This window comes from Mesorhizobium sp. M5C.F.Ca.IN.020.29.1.1 (assembly GCF_003997375.1).
Lineage (GTDB): Bacteria > Pseudomonadota > Alphaproteobacteria > Rhizobiales > Rhizobiaceae > Mesorhizobium > Mesorhizobium wenxiniae.
Map to the genome: position 1 here is coordinate 1 of NZ_RZSW01000063.1, position 18,122 is coordinate 18,122.

Sequence of the window (18,122 nt, forward strand, 5' to 3'; positions counted from 1 at the left end):
GGACAGCATGGCGCCGGTCGAACGGTCGACATTTCGGATCGGCAGCTCGATGCTGACCGGCTGCCTGGCTTCCAGCGCCGGCTTGGCCAACTCGATCAGCTTGCGGTCGAGCACGTCGTCGATCGGATGCTTCTGCCGCTCAGTCCAGTGCACCGCCTCATGCGGGGCATCCGGCTTGAAGAACATCTTGCCGAAATCGAGCCCGCGCGCCTTCCAGTGCTGGATCAGCGCCCGCTTTTCCAAGAGATCGGTGTCGCCGATGATCTGGTCGAGATGGGTGTAACCCATCTCGGCGAGCAACGCCCGGACCTCTTCAGCCACATAGAAGAAGAAGTTGATGACATGTTCCGGCGTACCCTTGAAGCGCTTGCGCAAGACCGGATCCTGCGTCGCGACGCCGACCGGGCAGGTGTTGAGATGGCACTTGCGCATCATGATGCAGCCGGCCGCGATCAGCGGCGCGGTCGAGAAGCCGAATTCGTCGGCGCCAAGCAGCGCGCCAATGACGACGTCGCGGCCGGTGCGCAGGCCGCCATCGACCTGCAGCGCGACGCGCGACCTGAGGCCGTTGAGCACCAGCGTCTGATGCGTCTCGGCAAGGCCCAATTCCCACGGGCTGCCGGCGTGCTTGAGCGAGGTCAGCGGCGATGCGCCGGTGCCGCCATCGTAGCCGGAAATGGTGATGTGATCGGCGCGCGCCTTAGCGACGCCGGCCGCAACCGTGCCGACACCGACTTCGGACACCAGCTTGACCGAGACATCAGCCGCCGGATTGACGTTCTTGAGATCGTAGATCAGCTGCGCCAGATCCTCGATCGAGTAGATGTCGTGATGCGGCGGCGGCGAGATCAGGCCGACGCCGGGCGTCGAATGCCTGACCTTGGCAATGGTGGCATCGACCTTGTGACCGGGCAGCTGACCGCCCTCGCCGGGCTTCGCGCCTTGCGCGACTTTGATCTGCATCACATCGGAATTCACCAGATATTCCGCCGTCACGCCGAACCGGCCGGAGGCAACCTGCTTGATCGCCGAACGCTCGGGGTTCTTGCCGCCGCCCGGCAGCGGCAGGTAGCGGTCGGCCTCTTCGCCGCCCTCGCCGGTGTTCGACTTGCCGCCGATGGTGTTCATGGCGCGCGCCAGCGTGGTGTGCGCTTCCCTGGAGATCGAGCCGAAGGACATCGCTCCGGTCGAGAACCGCTTGACAATATCGGCCGCCGACATGACCTCGTCGAGCGCGACCTTCTTGCGCCCGGTTTCTTCGGCGAACCTGATCTTGAACAGGCCGCGAATGCTCTGCGCTCGCGCCGTCTCGCTGTCGATTTGAGCGGAATAGTCCCTGAACGTCTCCCACGACCCCTGGCGCACAGCGTGCTGCAGGGTGGCCACCGCATCGGGCGACCAGATATGTGCTTCACCGCGCATGCGGAACATGTATTCGCCGCCGACCTCGAGGCTGTTGCGCAGCACCGGGTCGTTGCCGAAGCCGTCAGCGTGGCGGCTGACCGTCTCGGCCGCGATCTCTTCCAGCCCGACGCCTTCGATCAGCGTCGCGGTGCCGGTGAAATACTTCTGCACGAAATCGGTCTTCAGCCCGATGGCGTCGAAGATCTGCGCGCCGCAATAGGACTGGTAGGTGGAGATGCCCATCTTCGACATCACCTTGAGAATGCCCTTGCCGATCGACTTGATGTAGCGGGACACAACCTCATAGGCGTCGACCTCGGCCGGCAGCTCGCCGCGCTTATGCATGTCGAGCAGCGTGTCGAAGGCGAGATAGGGATTGATCGCCTCGGCGCCATAGCCGGCAAGGCAGCAGAAATGATGCACCTCGCGTGGTTCGCCGGACTCGACAACGAGCCCCACCGAGGTGCGCAAGCCCTTGCGGATCAGATGATGGTGGACCGCCGCCGTCGCCAGCAATGCCGGGATGGCGATGCGGTCCGGCCCGAGCTGACGGTCGGACAGGATGATGATGTTGTAGCCGCCGGCGACCGCCGCCTCGGCGCGCTCGCACAGCCGGTCGATGGCGCCCTGCATGCCGGCTGCGCCTTCGTTCGAAGCATAGGTGATGTCGATCGTCTTGGTGTCGAAACGGTCCTCGGTATGACCGATGGAGCGGATCTTTTCGAGATCGCCGTTGGTCAAGATCGGCTGGCGCACTTCGAGCCGCTTGCGACGCGAATTGCCGACGAGGTCGAAGATGTTCGGCCTCGGCCCGATGAAGGACACTAGGCTCATCACCAGTTCCTCGCGGATCGGGTCGATCGGCGGGTTGGTGACCTGGGCGAAGTTCTGCTTGAAATATGTGTAGAGCAGCTTCGATCTGTCCGACATCGCCGAAATCGGCGTGTCGGTGCCCATCGAGCCGACCGCTTCCTGGCCGGTGGTCGCCATCGGCGACATCAACAGCTTGGTGTCTTCCTGGGTGTAGCCGAACGCCTGCTGGCGATCGAGCAGGCTGACGTCCCTGCGCAATGCGCGTGGCTCGACCGGCTTCAGGTCTTCCAGAATAAGTTGGGTGTTGGCGAGCCAGTTCTTGTAGGGATGCCTGGTCGCGATCTCCGACTTGATCTCCTCGTCGGAAACGATGCGGCCCTTTTCCAGGTCGATCAACAGCATCCGGCCGGGCTGCAGCCGCCACTTCTTGACGATCCTCTCCTCCGGCACCGGCAGCACGCCGGCTTCCGAGGCCATGATGACGCGATCGTCGTCGGTGACGATGTAGCGCGCCGGGCGCAGCCCATTGCGGTCGAGCGTGGCGCCGATCTGGCGGCCATCGGTGAAGGCCACCGCCGCCGGCCCATCCCACGGCTCCATCAGGGCCGCGTGATATTCGTAAAAGGCCTTGCGATCTTGATCCATCAACTTGTTGCCGGCCCAGGCTTCCGGGATCAGCATCATCATCGCGTGAGCGAGCGAGTAGCCGCCCTGCGTCAGGAATTCGAGCGCATTGTCGAAACATGCGGTGTCCGACTGCCCCTCATAGGAGATCGGCCACAGCTTGGAGATGTCGTTGCCGAACAGTTCGGAATCGACCGAAGCCTGACGCGCCGCCATCCAGTTGACGTTGCCGCGCAGCGTGTTGATCTCGCCATTGTGGGCGACCATCCGATAGGGATGGGCTAGCTTCCACGACGGGAAGGTGTTGGTCGAGAAACGCTGGTGGACCAGGATCAGCGCCGTCTCGAAACGCGGATCGGTCAGATCCTTGTAATAGGCGCCGACCTGATAAGCCAGGAACATGCCCTTGTAAACGATGGTCCGCGATGACATCGACACGACGTAGAAGCCATTGTCGACGCCCTTGGTCTCCTCGTGGATACGACCGGAAATGACCTTGCGCAGGATGTAGAGCCGCCGCTCGTAATCGTCGTCGCTCTCGATCTCGGCGCCACGGCCCAGGAACACCTGCCGCTGGACCGGTTCGGAAGCCGCGATATCAGGCGCCTTGGACAGCGATGAATTGTCGACCGGCACATCGCGAAAGCCGAGCAGCGGCTGGCCCTCGAGCTGCGCCACCTCGGCGATGATGCCTTCGATATGCGCCTGAAGCTCCGGATCGCGCGGCATGAACACATGGCCGACGGCATAGTGGCCGAGCTTGGGCAATTCGACGCCCTGGCTAGCCATTTCCTCGCGGAAGAAGCGGTCGGGAAGCTGCACCAGCACGCCGGCGCCGTCGCCCATCAGCGGATCAGCGCCGACGGCGCCGCGATGCGTCAGGTTTTCGAGCACCGCAAGGCCGTCCTTGACGATCTGATGCGACTTCACGCCCTTCATGTTGACGATGAAGCCGACGCCGCAGGCATCGTGCTCGTTGCGCGGATCGTACAGGCCGTGCGCGGCGAAGCCGGTGTCGGTTCGCTCAATTTTGGTTCGGGACCGATTTTTGACGGCTGGCGCTTTCGTCTGCGCGGCCGGGCCGTTCGTCGCAGATGGCGTCACTTCCGTCATCGTCCTGTCCTCCATCCCCAGCCCTTAGGGCGCTGGTTTCCGTTGGGAAGCGCATGAGCTTCCCTCATCCTTACGGCACGTCTTGCGAAATCCTTGCCGAACCAGGCGGCCTGGTTCGCATCCGGTAATCGTACAGGCCAGAGCCGGCCGTCTATCTGTCGCTCGCGGCAGCGGCCGGAGAGGCCTAATGATACGCCAATCCAGCCTGTTTTCTGCGACAAAATAAGACAGCACTACTGTCCTAAATTTTTATGACAGAAATCACGTACGGGCACAAGACCGATTCACAACAATCTTGGGCTGTCCGCGACAGAAAATTACGCGCGGCCACGCCAAAACGCAACCTTCGCCCGTATGCCCTGTTTTCCGCTCTCGCTGGCGTTACCGCGTATCCGGTGCTTGGCACTTGCGAGCGGCATGCGAAAGCGGCCAAGGTTGCATCGATTTTTCTAGCACAGGCAAACGTATGAATTTCGCTTCCGACAATTGGGCAGGCACCCATCCCAACATCGCCGCGGGCCTGTCCGCCCACGCCGGCGGCTTCTCCACCGCCTATGGCGACGGCGCCCTCGACCAGGCTGTCTACCAGAGCTTCAACGAAATTTTCGAGCGCGAGGTCGCTGTGTTTTTCGTGGCGACCGGCACCGCCGCCAATTCGCTGTCGCTGACCGCCTATAACAAATCAGGCGGCATTTCCTTCTGCCATCGAGAGTCGCATGTCATTGAGGATGAATGCGGCGCGCCGGAATACTTTACCGGCGGCTCACGGCTCTATCCCGTCGACGGTGCGCTGGGCAAGATCGATCCGGACAACCTGGACAGGGCGGTGGGCAGATTCGCGCCTGAAATCGTCCATTCCGGGCGCCCGATGGCGGTGTCGATCACCCAGTCGACCGAAGTCGGCACCATCTACACACTGAACGAAATTGCCCGGATTTCGGCGATGGCCAAGCATCACAAACTGCCGCTGCACATGGATGGCGCCCGCTTCGCCAATGCGCTAGTCGCGCTAGAGACGACGCCGGCCGAGATGACCTGGAAGCACGGCGTCGACATCCTCTCTTTCGGCGGTACCAAGAACGGCTGCTGGTGCGCCGAGGCTATCGTGCTATTCGATCTCGACCGCGCCAGGGAACTGGCCTTCCTGCGCAAGCGCGCGGCGCAATTGTTCTCAAAATCGCGCTTCGTCGCCGCGCAGTTCGAAGCCTATTTCAAGGACGACCTGTGGCTTGACACGGCCCGGCACGCCAACGTTACGGCAGCACGCCTTGCTGCACTGATCGAGGATTCCCCGTCGGCTCGCCTGGCCTGGCTGCCGCAAGCGAACGAAGTGTTCGCGGTGATGAAAAAGGCCGAGGCTGAACGGGTGCAATTGGCCGGTGCCGCCTTCTACGACTGGCACAAGCCGCATGGCTTCGACGGCCATATCGGCGAGGACGAGGCGCTCTACCGTTTCGTCACCAGCTTTGCGACCACGGCCGAAGAGGTCGACCGCTTTGGCCAGCTAGTTGCTGGATAGCGGCACCTTATCCACCAAAAAAGGGCGGCGCCAGGCGCCGCCCTTCGTCCCTGAGGCGTCTTGTGACGCGGCTTACGCGGCGGTGTTAGCCTCGATCTGCTTGGCCTTCGCCGAAGACGCGGTGATTGCGATCTTGCGGGGCTTCAGCTCCTCGGGAATATTGCGCTTGAGGTCGACGAAGAGCAGGCCATTCCTCAGCGAGGCGCCGACGACGTCAACGTGGTCGGCAAGCTGGAAGCGGCGCTCAAAGGCCCTGCCGGCGATACCGCGATAGAGCAGTTCGGAGCCTTCGCCATTGCCCTCTTCCTTGCGCTCACCCGTGACAGTCAGGACGTTGCGGTGAGCCTCGATCGAGAGCTCGTCGTCCGAGAAGCCGGCGACCGCCATCGAGATGCGATAGGAATCCTCGCCAGTGCGCTCGATGTTGTAGGGCGGATAGGTCTGCGCACTTTCAGGCTGCGCAAGCGAATCGAGCATGGTGAACAGCCGGTCGAAACCGACGGTCGAACGATAGAGCGGGGAAAAATCAACGTGACGCATAGTGTGTTCTCCTGTTGAGCAACAAGGTTTGCGTATGGCCGGTGCGAAACCCGTGACGGCGTTCCGGATAGGCCAGCGGCCCCGACATTGGCGGCCGCAACAGACATTTGGGGAACACGTGAAAGCATTTCAAGATTTCTCGATGAACGGCAGATGAACCGCGGCTTCGGCGGGCGTTCAGCTAAGTCGCGCTAGACTGGTTCCAGGATCAAGGAACAGGCGGCGGTTACGGCGTCGCGCGTCCTCTCGGACACGCAAACGACGCTGTAACACTTTGATTGCGCATGGTTCACAGCGAAAATCGGGTGCGATTTTCGGGGTTATGCGCGAGATACCGCAACGAGGCCGACCGGGTGTAACGTCCCTTCCTCCCGGATCGACGGGGGCCGGAAGCATGCCGCAAGCTGCTTTCGGCCTCACTTGCTGGCTGCCTCGTTCAGCCTCTCCAACGCGTCCGGAATTCCTTTGCTTTTGCTGCATGGACGTCTATGCCTACCAAAGCTTGCGCCATGCAGGCAGCGACACACAAACGCAGCGCCGAATGACGGACCTTCTTAACGAAATTCCCCTCTTCCGCGAAGTTCCGGGCAATCCGCTACCGGAAAATGCGGCCGGTGGTTTCTTCACCACGCGCGACGGCAAGAAGATCCGTTATGGCCTCTTTCCCGCCGTTGCCCGCCCGATGAAGGGCACCGTGGTCGTGCTGACCGGCCGCAACGAGTGCATCGAAAAGTATTTCGAGACCATCCGCAACCTCGCCGATCGCGGCTTTAGCGTTGCCACCCTCGACTGGCGCGGCCAGGGCGGTTCCGATCGGCTGATCAGCGACCGTGAGCGCGGCTATGTCCGGAGCTTCGTCGACTACACCGGCGACCTGGAACAGTTCTTCGAGGAGATCGTGCTGCCCGACTGCCGGGGCCCATATTACATATTGGCCCATTCGGCTGGGGCGGTGATTACGCTGCTTGCTGCGCCGTCGATGGTGAACCGCGTACGGCGCATGGTGCTGATCGCGCCATTCCTGGCCGTGCCCGACCTGCCGGTCTCGACAACCACCGTTCGCCGCCTCTGCTCGCTGTTCTGTCTTCTGGGCCTTGGCAAGCTTTATGCCGCCTGGGGTCCGCGGCCCAGAAGAACCATTCCGTTTGCTGCCAACATGGTGACATCGGATCCGGAGCGGTATCGGCGCAACACGCTGATCTACGAAACCTACCCGCAACTGGCACTCGGCGGCCCGACGATACGCTGGCTGAAAGCGGCGGCGGAGGCGTCCGAGGCCATCAGCGACCCCGACTTCATGGCCAGGATCCAGGTACCCTTGCTGGTGATCGCCGCCGGCGCCGACCAGGTCGTCTCGACCAAGGCGGTGGAAACCTACACCAGGCGTCTGCGCCTCGGTTCGCTGCTGGTGATCGATGGTGCACGCCATGAAATATTGCAGGAAGCCGACTTCTATCGCGAGCAGTTCTTTGCCGCCTTCAATGCCTTCATCCCGGGAAGCGACGACACGAGCTGATTGAGTACCGCACTCCCTCCGGACGCGCAAAGAGCGCTTCAACTCATTGAAATCCATGCCTCAGCTTGAAAAAATGCCTTCCAAGTCGATCGGCCGCCTACACTTGCCGGGCGAAATCCATGATCCAATTGGTCTCCCAGGTCTTGCCGACATCCGGTGAAAAAGCCTGCTCCCAGCGCGCCGATTTTTCAGTGATCCGCGACCACAGGAAGCGAACGTAAATATTGCGTCCGTCGAAGACGTCTTTGCACAGGAACGTGCCGACGCCTGCTTCGAAGGTGCCGCGCATCGGAATATCGATGGTCGCCCGGTTGCGGCCGTCGATCCACCAGATCGACCATTGGCTCGTCGCCGGATCGAACGTCCGCAACGTGGCGGCGCGATAGGCCTCGACGGGCAATTCAATCACAGTGTCATCGACATTGCCGAGGCCGCCAAGGATCGGGCGCACTTCGCATGTCCCGCCAAACACGTCCCAGTTCGTGTCGTCTTGCAGGCGCTTCTGCAACCTGCGATGGCTGACGTTCCAGCGGCCAAAGAAGAAATCGAAATCGGGCCGCCCGTCTGCCGGAGCGTTTTCTGCCGACCCATCTTCGGAATGGTTGGTTGTTGGCTGCGTCGGCATGTGAATCCCTCCGGGACATCACTTCCATAGCAGAGAGCTGCTGACATCCTCCTGTCAGGAGGGTCGGGGAATCACCGCCCGAACGCTTTCCACGCTCAGCCACGCAGCGCCGCCATCGCGGCGGCATGAAGCTCCGGCGTTGCCGCAGCCAGGATGTCGCCACCCCTTTCCGCCGGTCCGCCTTCGAAGGTGGTGACGACGCCACCGGCGTTCTCGATGATCGGGATCAGCGCGACGATATCGTAGGGTTTCAAACCGGGGTCGGCGACGATGTCGACGCTTCCTGCCGCGACCATGGCGAAGGCATAGCAGTCGGTGCCGTAGCGGGCGAGTTGGACCTGCCGCTCGAACAGGTCGTAGCGCAGACGCGCGTCTCCCTTGAACAGTGCCGGCGTGGTGGTGAACAGCGTCGCCTCGGCAAGGCTTGTTGTCTTGCGCGTCGTCAGCCGTCGCGGCCCGCCCGGGCCTTCATAATGGGCACCGGACGCGTTGGCGTAGAAAAGCTCGCCGGTGAAGGGCTGCGACATCATGCCGGCGACGGCATCGCCATCGACCGTCAGCCCGACCAATGTTCCCCACACCGGCAGGCCGGAAATGAAAGCGCGCGTGCCGTCGATCGGATCGATCACCCACACATGCCTGCTGGATATGTTCTCGCTGCCATGCTCCTCGCCGAGGATGCCGTGATCGGGATATTCCGCTGATATAAGCGCCCGGATGACCCGCTCGGCCTCGCGGTCGGCCTCGGTGACCGGGTCGAAGCTGCCTTGCTCCTTGTTGGCGACCGCGCCTTGGCTGCGGAAGCGCGGCAAGGTTTCGGCCGCGGCGGCATGCGCAATGCGCCGCATGAAATCGATGCTGATATCCAACTGAGTCTCCCCGCGATGCAGCCTGCTGGAACCGTCGTTTGCCTGCGGTCTTGCGCCAAAACAAGGGCGTGCGGAACTTTTGCGCATCGACAACTGTTGCTCGAATGCAACGCTAGCGCCCTCGATATCCAATTTCCACATCATAGTGAATTAAAAACGCCGGTCGACGGCTTGACATTTGTGCATCGCACAATAGATTCGTTCTCGGACAGGCTTTCCTGTCCATGCCCTCCTTGGGCGTTTCCTCCCTAGACTTCGACCGTGTCGTGCAAACGATGCGGTCTTTTTTTCGGCGCGGCATCCAGCGCATCGCGCGCCTTTCCGACCCGCACACGGATGCCTTTATCTGGCGCAAGACCTGTTATTTGGCCCAGAATTCCCATGTAAAAATCGATTCCGATTTTTGGCATCATTCGGCGGCAAGCGGCAGATCGATAAAATTGTGGTCGGGCATCGCCATCAGGTCGGCCGAGAATTGCGCCAGATCGTCGGCGAGCGCATCGAAGCCGGCGGATTTCTGGAACGTCCGCTCGTTCATGTAAAGCCCGCGATTGACCTCGATCTGCAGTGCATGGAGATGGCGCACGGGGCGGCCATAATGCTCGGTGATGAAGCCTCCGGCATAGGGTTTGTTGTGGGCGACGGTGTAGCCCATGCCGATCAGCAGGCCGATCGCCGTCTCGGTCAACGCTGCCGAGGCGGAGATGCCGAAACGATCGCCGACGATGAAGTCGGGTCTGACACCGCTGTCGCCGACCCTGATGCTCGCCGGCATCGAGTGGCAATCGATCAGCACGGCAAAGCCGAACCGCGCATGGGTCCTGGTCAAAAGCCGTTTTAGCGTCTCGTGATAAGGCTTGTAGACAGCCTCGATGCGCGCGACGGCTTCCGCCAGCGGCAGGCGGCCGGCATAGATTTCGAGCCCCTCCCCCACCAGCTTGGGCACCGTGCCAAGCCCGCCGGCTACGCGCGCCGAGCGGATGTTGCAGAACGACGGCACGGGTTCGGCGAACATGCGCGGATCGAGTTCCCAGGGTTCCCGGTTGACATCGAGATAGGCGCGCGGGAAGTTTGCCGCCAGCATCGGCGCGCCGAGCGCGACGGCGCCGCCGAACAATTCGTCGACGTAGCAATCTTCGGAGCGGCGGATGGCGTTTCGATCCAGCCTTGCCATCGCCAGGAACCGGTCCGGATAGTGACGGCCGCTATGCGGTGAGTTGAAGAGGAAGGGGACGCGCTGTTCGGCGCCCGACCGGATTTCGAAGGGGGGAACGACCGAAAAATCCTCGGCTGCCGTTTTCAATTTGAACGAATCCGGAAACACCAATGCATCATGATTGGAAAAGTGCCACCTCGCCGGCCGCATGTCCAGCGTTTCGGCGTCCGGACCGCTTTGTTGAAGGCCGATCGGGCCTTTATCGTTCACTTGATGTTTACCCTCACCTCCTCATATACAGGATGGTTAACGGGCTGCCCACGGCAGTCTCGGGCGGGTGATTCGGACAGGATAAGATGGCACGCATTCTACTGGCGGAAGACGACGATGACATGCGCCGGTTCCTCGTCAAGGCGCTGGAGCGTGCCGGCTACCAAGTCAGCGATTTCGACAATGGCGCCAGCGCCTATGAGCGGCTGCGCGAAGAGCCCTTCTCGCTGCTCTTGACCGATATCGTCATGCCGGAGATGGACGGCATAGAACTCGCCCGCCGCGCCACCGAGATCGATCCCGACCTCAAGGTCATGTTTATCACCGGCTTCGCAGCCGTTGCGCTGAATCCGGATTCCAAGGCGCCGAAAGACGCCAAGGTGCTGTCGAAGCCGTTCCATCTGCGCGACCTCGTCAACGAGGTCGAAAAGATGCTGCAGGCGGCCTGACGCACTTTCCGCTGGCGGCTTTCGGCGCGTCTCCAACGGCGCGGCAAGGCGAGCCGTTCTTTCCCTTTTCCTCCTATTGACGCGCCGTGGCAAAAATGGTGTATGCGCGGCTTCGGATGGGCGTGTAGCTCAGCGGGAGAGCACTGCATTGACATTGCAGGGGTCACAGGTTCAATCCCTGTCACGCCCACCATCCAGACAATCCACCGTCTCTCGTGCCCCGTAGATTTCCTCGTCTTGCGGGCATTTCTAGGCTGGGCGGCGTGTGCCGCATTTTCGAGAATGCCAAAATCGGACGCCTTGATTTTTTAGCCCAGCCAATGCTTCGGCGAGCGATTTTGCAATGGCCATGGCCAACAGACCGCCCAAACCGTCATGTCTGGTAGCAGCAACCAGCGTCGATTGAGATCAGGCCGCGCCGAGGCGGAGATCGCCCGTCTCAATATGCCGGAGAAACCAGGCATAGGTCTGCTCCAATCCGCTCTGAAGCGAGTATCGCGGACGCCAGCCCGTGGCAAACAGGCGCGACACGTCCATCAGCTTGCGCGGTGTGCCGTCCGGCTTCGTCGCATCGAATGTGAGCACCGCCTCGGCGCCGACGACGGACAGCATGGTGCGGGCCAGCTCGGCGATGGTGATGTCTTCGCCCGAGCCGACATTGACGTGGCTGTCGCCGGAATAGTTTTTCAGCAGCCAGACCAGAGCGTCGGCGGCGTCGTCGACATGCAGGAACTCGCGCATCGGCGAGCCAGATCCCCAGACCTCCAGGGTTTTGTCGCCGGCGCGCTTGGCCTTGTGCGCCTTGCGCATAAGGGCTGGTACGACATGGCTGGTGGAGAGGTCGAAATTGTCGCCGGGGCCATAGAGGTTGGTTGGCATCGCCGAGATGTACTCGACACCGTATTGGCGCCGATAGGCCTGGCACAGCTTCAGCCCGGCGATCTTGGCGATCGCATACCATTCGTTGGTGGGTTCCAGCGGACCGGTCAGCAAGGCGTCCTCGGAGATCGGCTGCGCCGCAAATTTCGGATAGATGCAGGACGAACCGAGGAACAGTAATTTCTGCACCTCGTTGCGAAAGGCGCTCTCGATGACATTGGTCTGCATGATGAGATTGTCCTGCAGAAAATCGACCGGCAACCTGTTGTTTGCCAGGATACCGCCGACCTTGGCCGCTGCCATCACCACCGCATCGGGCCTGTGGCCAGCCATCCAGCGCCGAACGCCGGCCTGATCCATGAGATCGAGTTCATCGCGGGATGCGGTCAGGACCTCGCAGTCCTCGTCCGCCAGCCTGCGCAGGATGGCCGAGCCGACCATGCCGCGATGCCCGGCCACAAAAATGCGCTTGCCGTGAAGGTGGAAATCCATTGGCGTATCCCTATGCAGAACGGCTGCTGTGACCAACGGGCGTCGGCGCGCCGGATGGTCCTGCCCTGGACGCATACCGCATACAGATTTGCCCGGACAAGGCAAATCGGAGACTTGGACGAACTCTTCTTGTGGTGGCGGTCAGACACCCGCCACGGCGCACAGGCTCTTCATTCTTGCGACGGCAAGCTCCGGGTCGGCCAGCAATCCGGCCTGGTCGGCAAGGCGGAACACATCGGCGTAGTGGCAAATACCGCGCGCCGATTGCATGCCGCCGACCATCGAAAAATGGTCCTGGTGGCCGTTCAGCCACGCCATAAAGACGATACCGGCCTTGTAGTACTCGGTCGGCGCCTCGAAGATTTTCCTCGACAGAGGGACTGTCGGCGCCATCAGCGCGTCATAGCCGGCGCGGTCGCCGTCGGCCAGCCTCGCCAGCGCGGCATTGGCGACCGGCGCGATGGCGTCGAAAATCCCGAGCAGCGCGTGCGAATGTCTTTCGCCATCGCCGGCGATCAGCTCGGGGTAGTTGAAATCGTCGCCGGTGAACATGACGACCCCTTCAGGCAGCCGGTTGCGCAGGGCAACCTCTTTGCCGGCATCGAGCAGCGATATCTTGATCCCCTCGACCCTGCCGGCGTGGCTTTCGATGACGGCGATCACCGTGTCGAGCGCGGTGTCGAAATCAGGGCTGCCCCAATAACCCTTCAGCGCCGGATCGAACATGTCGCCCAGCCAGTGCAGGATGACCTTGCCTGACGATTGAGACAGGATGCGGTCATAGACGCTGATATAATCGTCGGGACCCTTGGCGACAGCCGCCAGCGCGCGGCTGGCCATCATGATCGCCTTGCCGCCCAGGCCTTCGATGAAACCGAACTGCTCTTCATAGGCCGCGATGACATCGTCGAGCGTCCTGGCGGTGCCTGGCGCCAGATGGTCTGTTCCGGCACCCGACGCGAGATCGGCGCCGTCTATGGTTCGCGCCTCGGCGGTCGAGCGGCGGATCAATTCCCTGGCGCTTGTCCAGTCGAAACCCATGCCCCGCTGTGCGGTATCCATCGCCTCGGCGATACGAAAGCCGAGCCGCCACAGATGATGGCGGAACGCCATCGTGCGCTCCCAGTCGACCGCTGGATGAGACCACGGATCGTTCATCGCGAGGGGGTCGGCAACGACATGGGCGGCGGCATAGGCGATGCGCGAAAACCGCGCGCCGATCACCGGCTGTGCCGGCTGGCCGACAAGGCGGTAGCGAGTGCCGCGACCGCCGTCCCCGGGCAAGGCAATGTCCATCGATCTCTCCCTTGATCGCACCTATAAATGGAACGTTCCAATAAATCAACCTCTTACGATTTCTCAATCCACGTCGCCAAAATGCCGCACTGCAGCGAGAGAGGGCCCATAAAGTGTGGCCTTTAGTTGCTGAGAACTCGTTTTTCTGAATTCGGGAAAATCCTGATTGACTCAAATCCAGCCCGGAATTAGAACGTTCCAATAATCTGACCAGAAAATACCCGGAGGACGGATCTGGATGGCCAGCAGGCCCAAGGCGACGATACTCGACATTGCCCGCGAGGCGGGCGTGTCCAAGTCGACGGTGTCGCTCGTGCTGCAGGGCAGCGATCTGATCCGGCCTGAAACCGCGCTGAAGGTCCGTAAGGCGATCGAGGATGTCGGCTATGTCTACAACCGCGGTGCCGCCAATCTGCGCAAGGCCCATTCCAACGTCATCGGCATGGTCATCAACGATCTCACCAACCCGTTTTTCGCCGAAATGGCGGTCGGCATGGAGCGTGTCTTCCAGTCGGCGGGCATCGTGCCGTTCATCGCCAACACGGCGGAGAACCCGGTGCGCCAGGAAGAAGTGCTGAAATCGCTGATGGAGCAAGGTGTCGCCGGGCTGATCGTGTCGCCGGCGCGAGGCACGACTCCCGGTGCGTTCCGCCGCATCGAGATGGCGGGCCTTCCGATCGTCTTCACCATGCGCCGCCTTCCCGAAAGCCGCATCCCGGTGATCGCGCCCGACAATCATCGCGGCGCCTGGCTCGCCACCGCCCATCTGATCGGCAAAGGGCATCGCCGGCTGGCGTTCTTCGGCGGCTCATCGGACCTGGTGGTCTATCACGAGCGGGTGGGCGGTTTTCGCGAAGCCTGTGAGGCGCTCGGCATCGCCAAACGCGATACACTTGTCATTGAAGGCGAAACCAGCCGCAAGGGCGGCATGGCCTGCCTGGAAACAGCTCTCGCGATGGCCGAGCCGCCGACCGCGGCGCTGTGCTTCAACGATGCGGTCGCCTTCGGCGTCATGCTGGCGCTGCGCAAGCGCGGCCTCGAGCCCGGCGCGGATTTCGCCGTCGTAGGCTTCGACGACGTGATCGAAGCCCAGCATTACATGCCGGCGCTGACCAGCGTCGCGGTGGATTCGGCAGGCCTGGGCGAGCGCGCTGCCCACGTCATGCTGAAGATGATCCAGTCGCGCACCACGCGCGCCGAGGATCATATCGGCGCCGTCAACCTTGTCATCAGGGACAGTTGCGGTCCTGATCGCCGTGCTGGAATGGGAGACGCGGCATGACCGTCAAATGGGGACTGATCGGCGCAAGCACGATCGCCAGGCAATTCATGATCAGCGCCATCCGCGCGCAACCGAACAGCGAGATCGCGGCGGTGATGAGTTCCAGCCCGGAGCGCGCCACTTCCTATGCCAAGGAGAACGGCATTCCGCTTGCCGTCTCGACGCTCGATGAATTACTCGGCTCCGACATCGACGCCGTCTACATCTCGACCACCAACGAACTGCATCTCGAACAGGCACTAGCCGCCATCAGGGCGGGAAAACATGTGCTGTGCGAAAAGCCGTTGGCGCTGACCAGCGCCGATGCGCGCGCAATGGTCGCCGCCGCCAAAGCGGCCGGCATCGTGCTCGGCACCAACCACCATCTGCGTAATGCCGGCTCGCACCGGGCGATGCGCGAAGCCATCGCCGCCGGCCGCATCGGCAGACCGATTGCCGCGCGCGTCTTCCACTCCGTCTATCTGCCGGAGAATCTGCAGGGCTGGCGTATCACCAGGCCGGAAGCCGGCGGCGGCGTGGTGCTCGACATTACGGTGCACGACGCCGATACGCTGCGCTTCGTGCTCGGCGACGATCCGCTCGAGGTTTCGGCGTTCACCCAGGCCGCAGGCATGGCCGCCGGCGGCCTGGAGGACGGCGCCATGTGCATCTGGCGCTTCAAATCGGGCGTCATCGCCCAATCGCATGAGGGTTTCACTACCAAATTCGCCGGCACCGGCTTCGAGGTGCATGGCAGCGAAGGCTCCCTGATCGCGAAGGATGTGATGACGCAGAAGCCGATCGGCTCTGTGCTGCTGCGCACGGCAAAGGGCGAGGAGGAATTGAGCTTCGACCGCGAAGATCTCTATGTCCGTTCCCTGCGCCAGTTCCATGCGGCGATGCGTGGCGAAGGCCAGCCGTCGGCCACCGGCGAGGACGGCGTCTGGTCGCTGACATCAGCCGAAGCGGCGTTGCAATCCGCCAAGTCCGGCAAATCAGCCGCGATCGATCCGAAACTCGGGGGCGCAGGGTGAGCAAGCTCGTGTCCGCAGCGCAAGCCGCCAGCCTGATCAGGGACGGCATGGTCGTTTCGGTGTCGTCGTCGAGCGGTCTCGGCTGCCCGGATGCGGTCCTTGCCGCCATCGGCGAGCGTTTCGAGACAGAAGGCCATCCGAAGAACATCACGACGCTGCACCCGATTGCCGCCGGCGACATGTACGGCATCAAGGGAATCGACCATCTGGCCAAGCCCGGCCTGTTGAGGCGGACGCTGTGCGGCTCCTATCCCTCCGGCCCGTCATCTTCGGAGCCGCCGCAGATCTGGAAGATGATCGGCGGCAATTCGGTCGCCGCCTACAACGTGCCATCCGGCATATTGTTCGACATGCATCGCGAGGCTGCCGCCAAGCGCCCCGGCGTGCTGACCAAGGTCGGCCTCGACACGTTCGCCGACCCGCGTCACCAGGGCTGCGCCATGAATGCGGCCGCGAGCGAGCCGATCGTTTCGGTGCAGCAGTTCGACGGCGAGGAATGGCTCTATTTCCGCTCGATCGTACCTGATGTGTCGATCATCCGGGCGACGACGGCCGATGAGCGCGGCAACCTCACCTATGAGCATGAGGGCGCCTATCTCGGCGGGCTGGAACAGGCGCTCGCTGCCCGTAACAACGGCGGCATTGTCATCGCGCAGGTCAAGCGCGTCGTCGAGAACGGCACGCTGAAACCGCATGACGTGCGCGTGCCCGGTGTGCTGGTCGACCACATCGTGATCGCGGCCGATCAGTTGCAGACGACACTGACACCCTACGACCCGGCCATCTCGGGCGAGATCTTCCGACCGCTGTCAAGCTTCCGCAACGCCGAAATGAATGTCCAGAAGGTCATTGCCCGTCGCGTCGCCATGGAGCTTGCCGACGGCATGGCGGTCAACATCGGCTTCGGCATCTCGGCCAATGTGCCGCGCATCCTTCTCGAGGAAGGCCAGCACGGCAAGGTCACCTGGGTGATCGAACAGGGCGCGGTCGGTGGCGTGCCGCTGCTCGACTTCAAGTTCGGCTGCTCGTCGAACGCCGACGCCTTCATGCCTTCGCCACACCAGTTCATCTACTTCCAGGCCGGCGGTTTCGACGCGTCGCTGTTGTCCTTCATGCAGATCGACCGCCACGGCTCGGTCAACGTGTCGAAGCTTTCAGCGAGGCCGCACGTCACCGCCGGCGCCGGCGGCTTCGTCGATATCACCGCGCGGGCGAAGAAGATCGTGTTTTCCGGTTTCTTCACTGCTGGGGCCAAGCTGTCGCTGGCCGATGGCGGCATCCGCATCGACGGGGAAGGCAAGGTCAAGAAGGTGGTCGGCGAGGTTGAGCATATCTCCTTCTCGGGCAAGCGCGCCGTCGCGCAAGGGCAGGACATCACCTATGTCACCGAACGCTGCGTCATGAAGCTGACGCCGGATGGGCTGATGGTGACTGAGCTGGCACCCGGCATCGACCTTCAGCGCGACGTGCTGGCGCAGGCCGAGATCCCGCTCGGTGTCGCCAACGACCTGATAGTGACACCGGACGCGCTCTATCGTGACCGGCCGATCGGACTGTCGCTCAATGGCGGCGCCTCCCTTGGAGGCGCGCATGGCTGAGTGTCTCGTCACCTTTGAAACCGACGGCGACCTCGGCATCGTCACACTGCGCCGGCCGGAGAAATTCAATGCGCTCGACATCCCGATGCTGCGCGCGCTGGAGGCCGCGCTCGACGCGGCCGAGGCCGCGGACGGTGTCCGCGTCGTGCTGCTGTGCGGCGAAGGCAAGGGCTTTTGTTCGGGTGGCGATGTCGAAGCGTGGTCGCAAATGAGTGCCGCCGATTTCCAGGTGCAATGGGTGCGCTACGGCCACCGCGTCTTCGACCGGCTGGCGCGGCTGCGGCAGCCGACCATCGCCGTTCTGTCCGGCCATGCGCTGGGCGGCGGGCTGGAATTGGCGGTCGCCTGCGACTTCCGCGTCGCCGAGACGCAGGTGAAATTAGGTTTTCCGGAAACCTCAATCGGCGTAGTGCCCGGCTGGTCCGGCACGCAGCGCGCGGTACGCCGTTTCGGTGCGCAGACCGTGCGGCGCATGGCAATCGGAGGCGAAGTTTTCATGGCCGCCGAAGCACTCACACTGGGCATCGTCGACCGGGTGGTCGACACAGGCAAGGCATTCACCGAGGCCAAGGGCTGGGCCGGCAAGATTGCCGAGCGCGGCCCGCTCGCAACCGAGGCCGCCAAGCTGATGATCGCGGTCGCCGAGGGCGAGGAAAGTGCTGCC

15 protein-coding genes and 1 tRNA gene are annotated in these 18,122 nt (G+C 62.6%); 8 read left to right on the forward strand and 8 right to left on the reverse strand.

What is annotated here, in order from left to right; all coding sequences use genetic code 11:
• On the reverse strand, positions 1 to 3,954 hold a 3,954-nt coding region (gltB, locus tag EOA85_RS08000; RefSeq protein ID WP_127208996.1), incomplete at its 3' end, for a glutamate synthase large subunit.
• 466 nt (positions 3,955 to 4,420) lie between these two features.
• Between gltB and EOA85_RS08005 the strand changes: the two genes are divergently transcribed.
• Positions 4,421 to 5,473 carry a low specificity L-threonine aldolase gene (locus EOA85_RS08005; protein ID WP_127208997.1) on the forward strand — a complete coding sequence of 351 codons (1,053 nt, stop codon included), beginning with the start codon at positions 4,421 to 4,423 and terminating at the stop codon, positions 5,471 to 5,473.
• A gap of 72 nt (positions 5,474 to 5,545) precedes the next feature.
• Here EOA85_RS08005 and EOA85_RS08010 read toward each other — a convergent pair whose 3' ends face one another.
• Positions 5,546 to 6,013 (reverse strand): Hsp20 family protein, encoded by a 468-nt coding sequence (locus tag EOA85_RS08010; protein ID WP_127208998.1) that lies wholly within the window; start codon positions 6,011 to 6,013, stop codon positions 5,546 to 5,548.
• A 541-nt stretch (positions 6,014 to 6,554) separates the two neighbouring features.
• Here EOA85_RS08010 and EOA85_RS08015 point away from each other — a divergent pair.
• Positions 6,555 to 7,529 (forward strand): alpha/beta hydrolase, encoded by a 975-nt coding sequence (locus EOA85_RS08015; protein ID WP_127208999.1) that lies wholly within the window; start codon positions 6,555 to 6,557, stop codon positions 7,527 to 7,529.
• 97 nt (positions 7,530 to 7,626) lie between these two features.
• Here EOA85_RS08015 and EOA85_RS08020 read toward each other — a convergent pair whose 3' ends face one another.
• The 4 genes from EOA85_RS08020 to EOA85_RS08030 all read right to left on the reverse strand — a co-directional run bounded on the left by EOA85_RS08020 (position 7,627) and on the right by EOA85_RS08030 (position 10,389).
• Positions 7,627 to 8,154, reverse strand: coding sequence for a DUF1579 domain-containing protein (locus tag EOA85_RS08020; protein ID WP_127209000.1), 528 nt, complete (start codon positions 8,152 to 8,154; stop codon positions 7,627 to 7,629).
• Between the two features lie 95 nt (positions 8,155 to 8,249).
• Positions 8,250 to 9,023 carry a histidinol-phosphatase gene (gene hisN, locus EOA85_RS08025; RefSeq protein ID WP_127209001.1) on the reverse strand — a complete coding sequence of 258 codons (774 nt, stop codon included), beginning with the start codon at positions 9,021 to 9,023 and terminating at the stop codon, positions 8,250 to 8,252.
• Between the two features lie 248 nt (positions 9,024 to 9,271).
• Positions 9,272 to 9,436, reverse strand: coding sequence for a hypothetical protein (locus EOA85_RS37345; protein ID WP_164759541.1), 165 nt, complete (start codon positions 9,434 to 9,436; stop codon positions 9,272 to 9,274).
• The gene (locus EOA85_RS08030) at positions 9,433 to 10,389 is read right to left on the reverse strand and encodes an N-formylglutamate amidohydrolase (RefSeq protein ID WP_127209007.1); all 957 of its coding nucleotides are present in this window, start codon (positions 10,387 to 10,389) and stop codon (positions 9,433 to 9,435) included. Before EOA85_RS08030 ends, EOA85_RS37345 begins: the two co-directional genes overlap by 4 nt.
• 146 nt (positions 10,390 to 10,535) lie before the next feature.
• Between EOA85_RS08030 and EOA85_RS08035 the strand changes: the two genes are divergently transcribed.
• Both EOA85_RS08035 and EOA85_RS08040 read left to right on the forward strand, forming a co-directional pair.
• A complete protein-coding gene (locus EOA85_RS08035) occupies positions 10,536 to 10,898 on the forward strand; it encodes a response regulator (RefSeq protein WP_006199474.1) in 363 nt (120 codons plus the stop codon).
• 118 nt (positions 10,899 to 11,016) lie between these two features.
• A tRNA-Val gene (locus EOA85_RS08040) sits at positions 11,017 to 11,091 on the forward strand.
• A gap of 215 nt (positions 11,092 to 11,306) precedes the next feature.
• Here EOA85_RS08040 and EOA85_RS08045 read toward each other — a convergent pair.
• Together EOA85_RS08045 and EOA85_RS08050 are read right to left on the reverse strand one after the other, a co-directional pair.
• Positions 11,307 to 12,269 carry a GDP-L-fucose synthase gene (locus EOA85_RS08045; protein WP_127209002.1) on the reverse strand — a complete coding sequence of 321 codons (963 nt, stop codon included), beginning with the start codon at positions 12,267 to 12,269 and terminating at the stop codon, positions 11,307 to 11,309.
• 141 nt (positions 12,270 to 12,410) lie between these two features.
• Positions 12,411 to 13,565 (reverse strand): dihydrodipicolinate synthase family protein, encoded by a 1,155-nt coding sequence (locus EOA85_RS08050; protein ID WP_127209003.1) that lies wholly within the window; start codon positions 13,563 to 13,565, stop codon positions 12,411 to 12,413.
• A 238-nt stretch (positions 13,566 to 13,803) separates the two neighbouring features.
• On the opposite strand from EOA85_RS08050, the gene EOA85_RS08055 reads away from it, so the two are divergent.
• The 4 genes from EOA85_RS08055 to EOA85_RS08070 form a co-directional block, all read left to right on the forward strand.
• Complete coding sequence (locus tag EOA85_RS08055; protein ID WP_127209004.1) at positions 13,804 to 14,847, forward strand: LacI family DNA-binding transcriptional regulator; 1,044 nt, start codon at positions 13,804 to 13,806, stop codon at positions 14,845 to 14,847.
• The gene (locus EOA85_RS08060) at positions 14,844 to 15,860 is read left to right on the forward strand and encodes a Gfo/Idh/MocA family oxidoreductase (RefSeq protein ID WP_127209005.1); all 1,017 of its coding nucleotides are present in this window, start codon (positions 14,844 to 14,846) and stop codon (positions 15,858 to 15,860) included. Before EOA85_RS08055 ends, EOA85_RS08060 begins: the two co-directional genes overlap by 4 nt.
• The gene (locus EOA85_RS08065) at positions 15,857 to 17,458 is read left to right on the forward strand and encodes an acyl CoA:acetate/3-ketoacid CoA transferase (RefSeq protein WP_127209006.1); all 1,602 of its coding nucleotides are present in this window, start codon (positions 15,857 to 15,859) and stop codon (positions 17,456 to 17,458) included. The genes EOA85_RS08060 and EOA85_RS08065 overlap by 4 nt, the downstream gene beginning before the upstream one ends.
• A partial coding sequence (locus tag EOA85_RS08070) for an enoyl-CoA hydratase/isomerase family protein (RefSeq protein WP_164759542.1) occupies positions 17,451 to 18,122 on the forward strand: 672 nt, incomplete at its 3' end. The genes EOA85_RS08065 and EOA85_RS08070, both read left to right, overlap by 8 nt.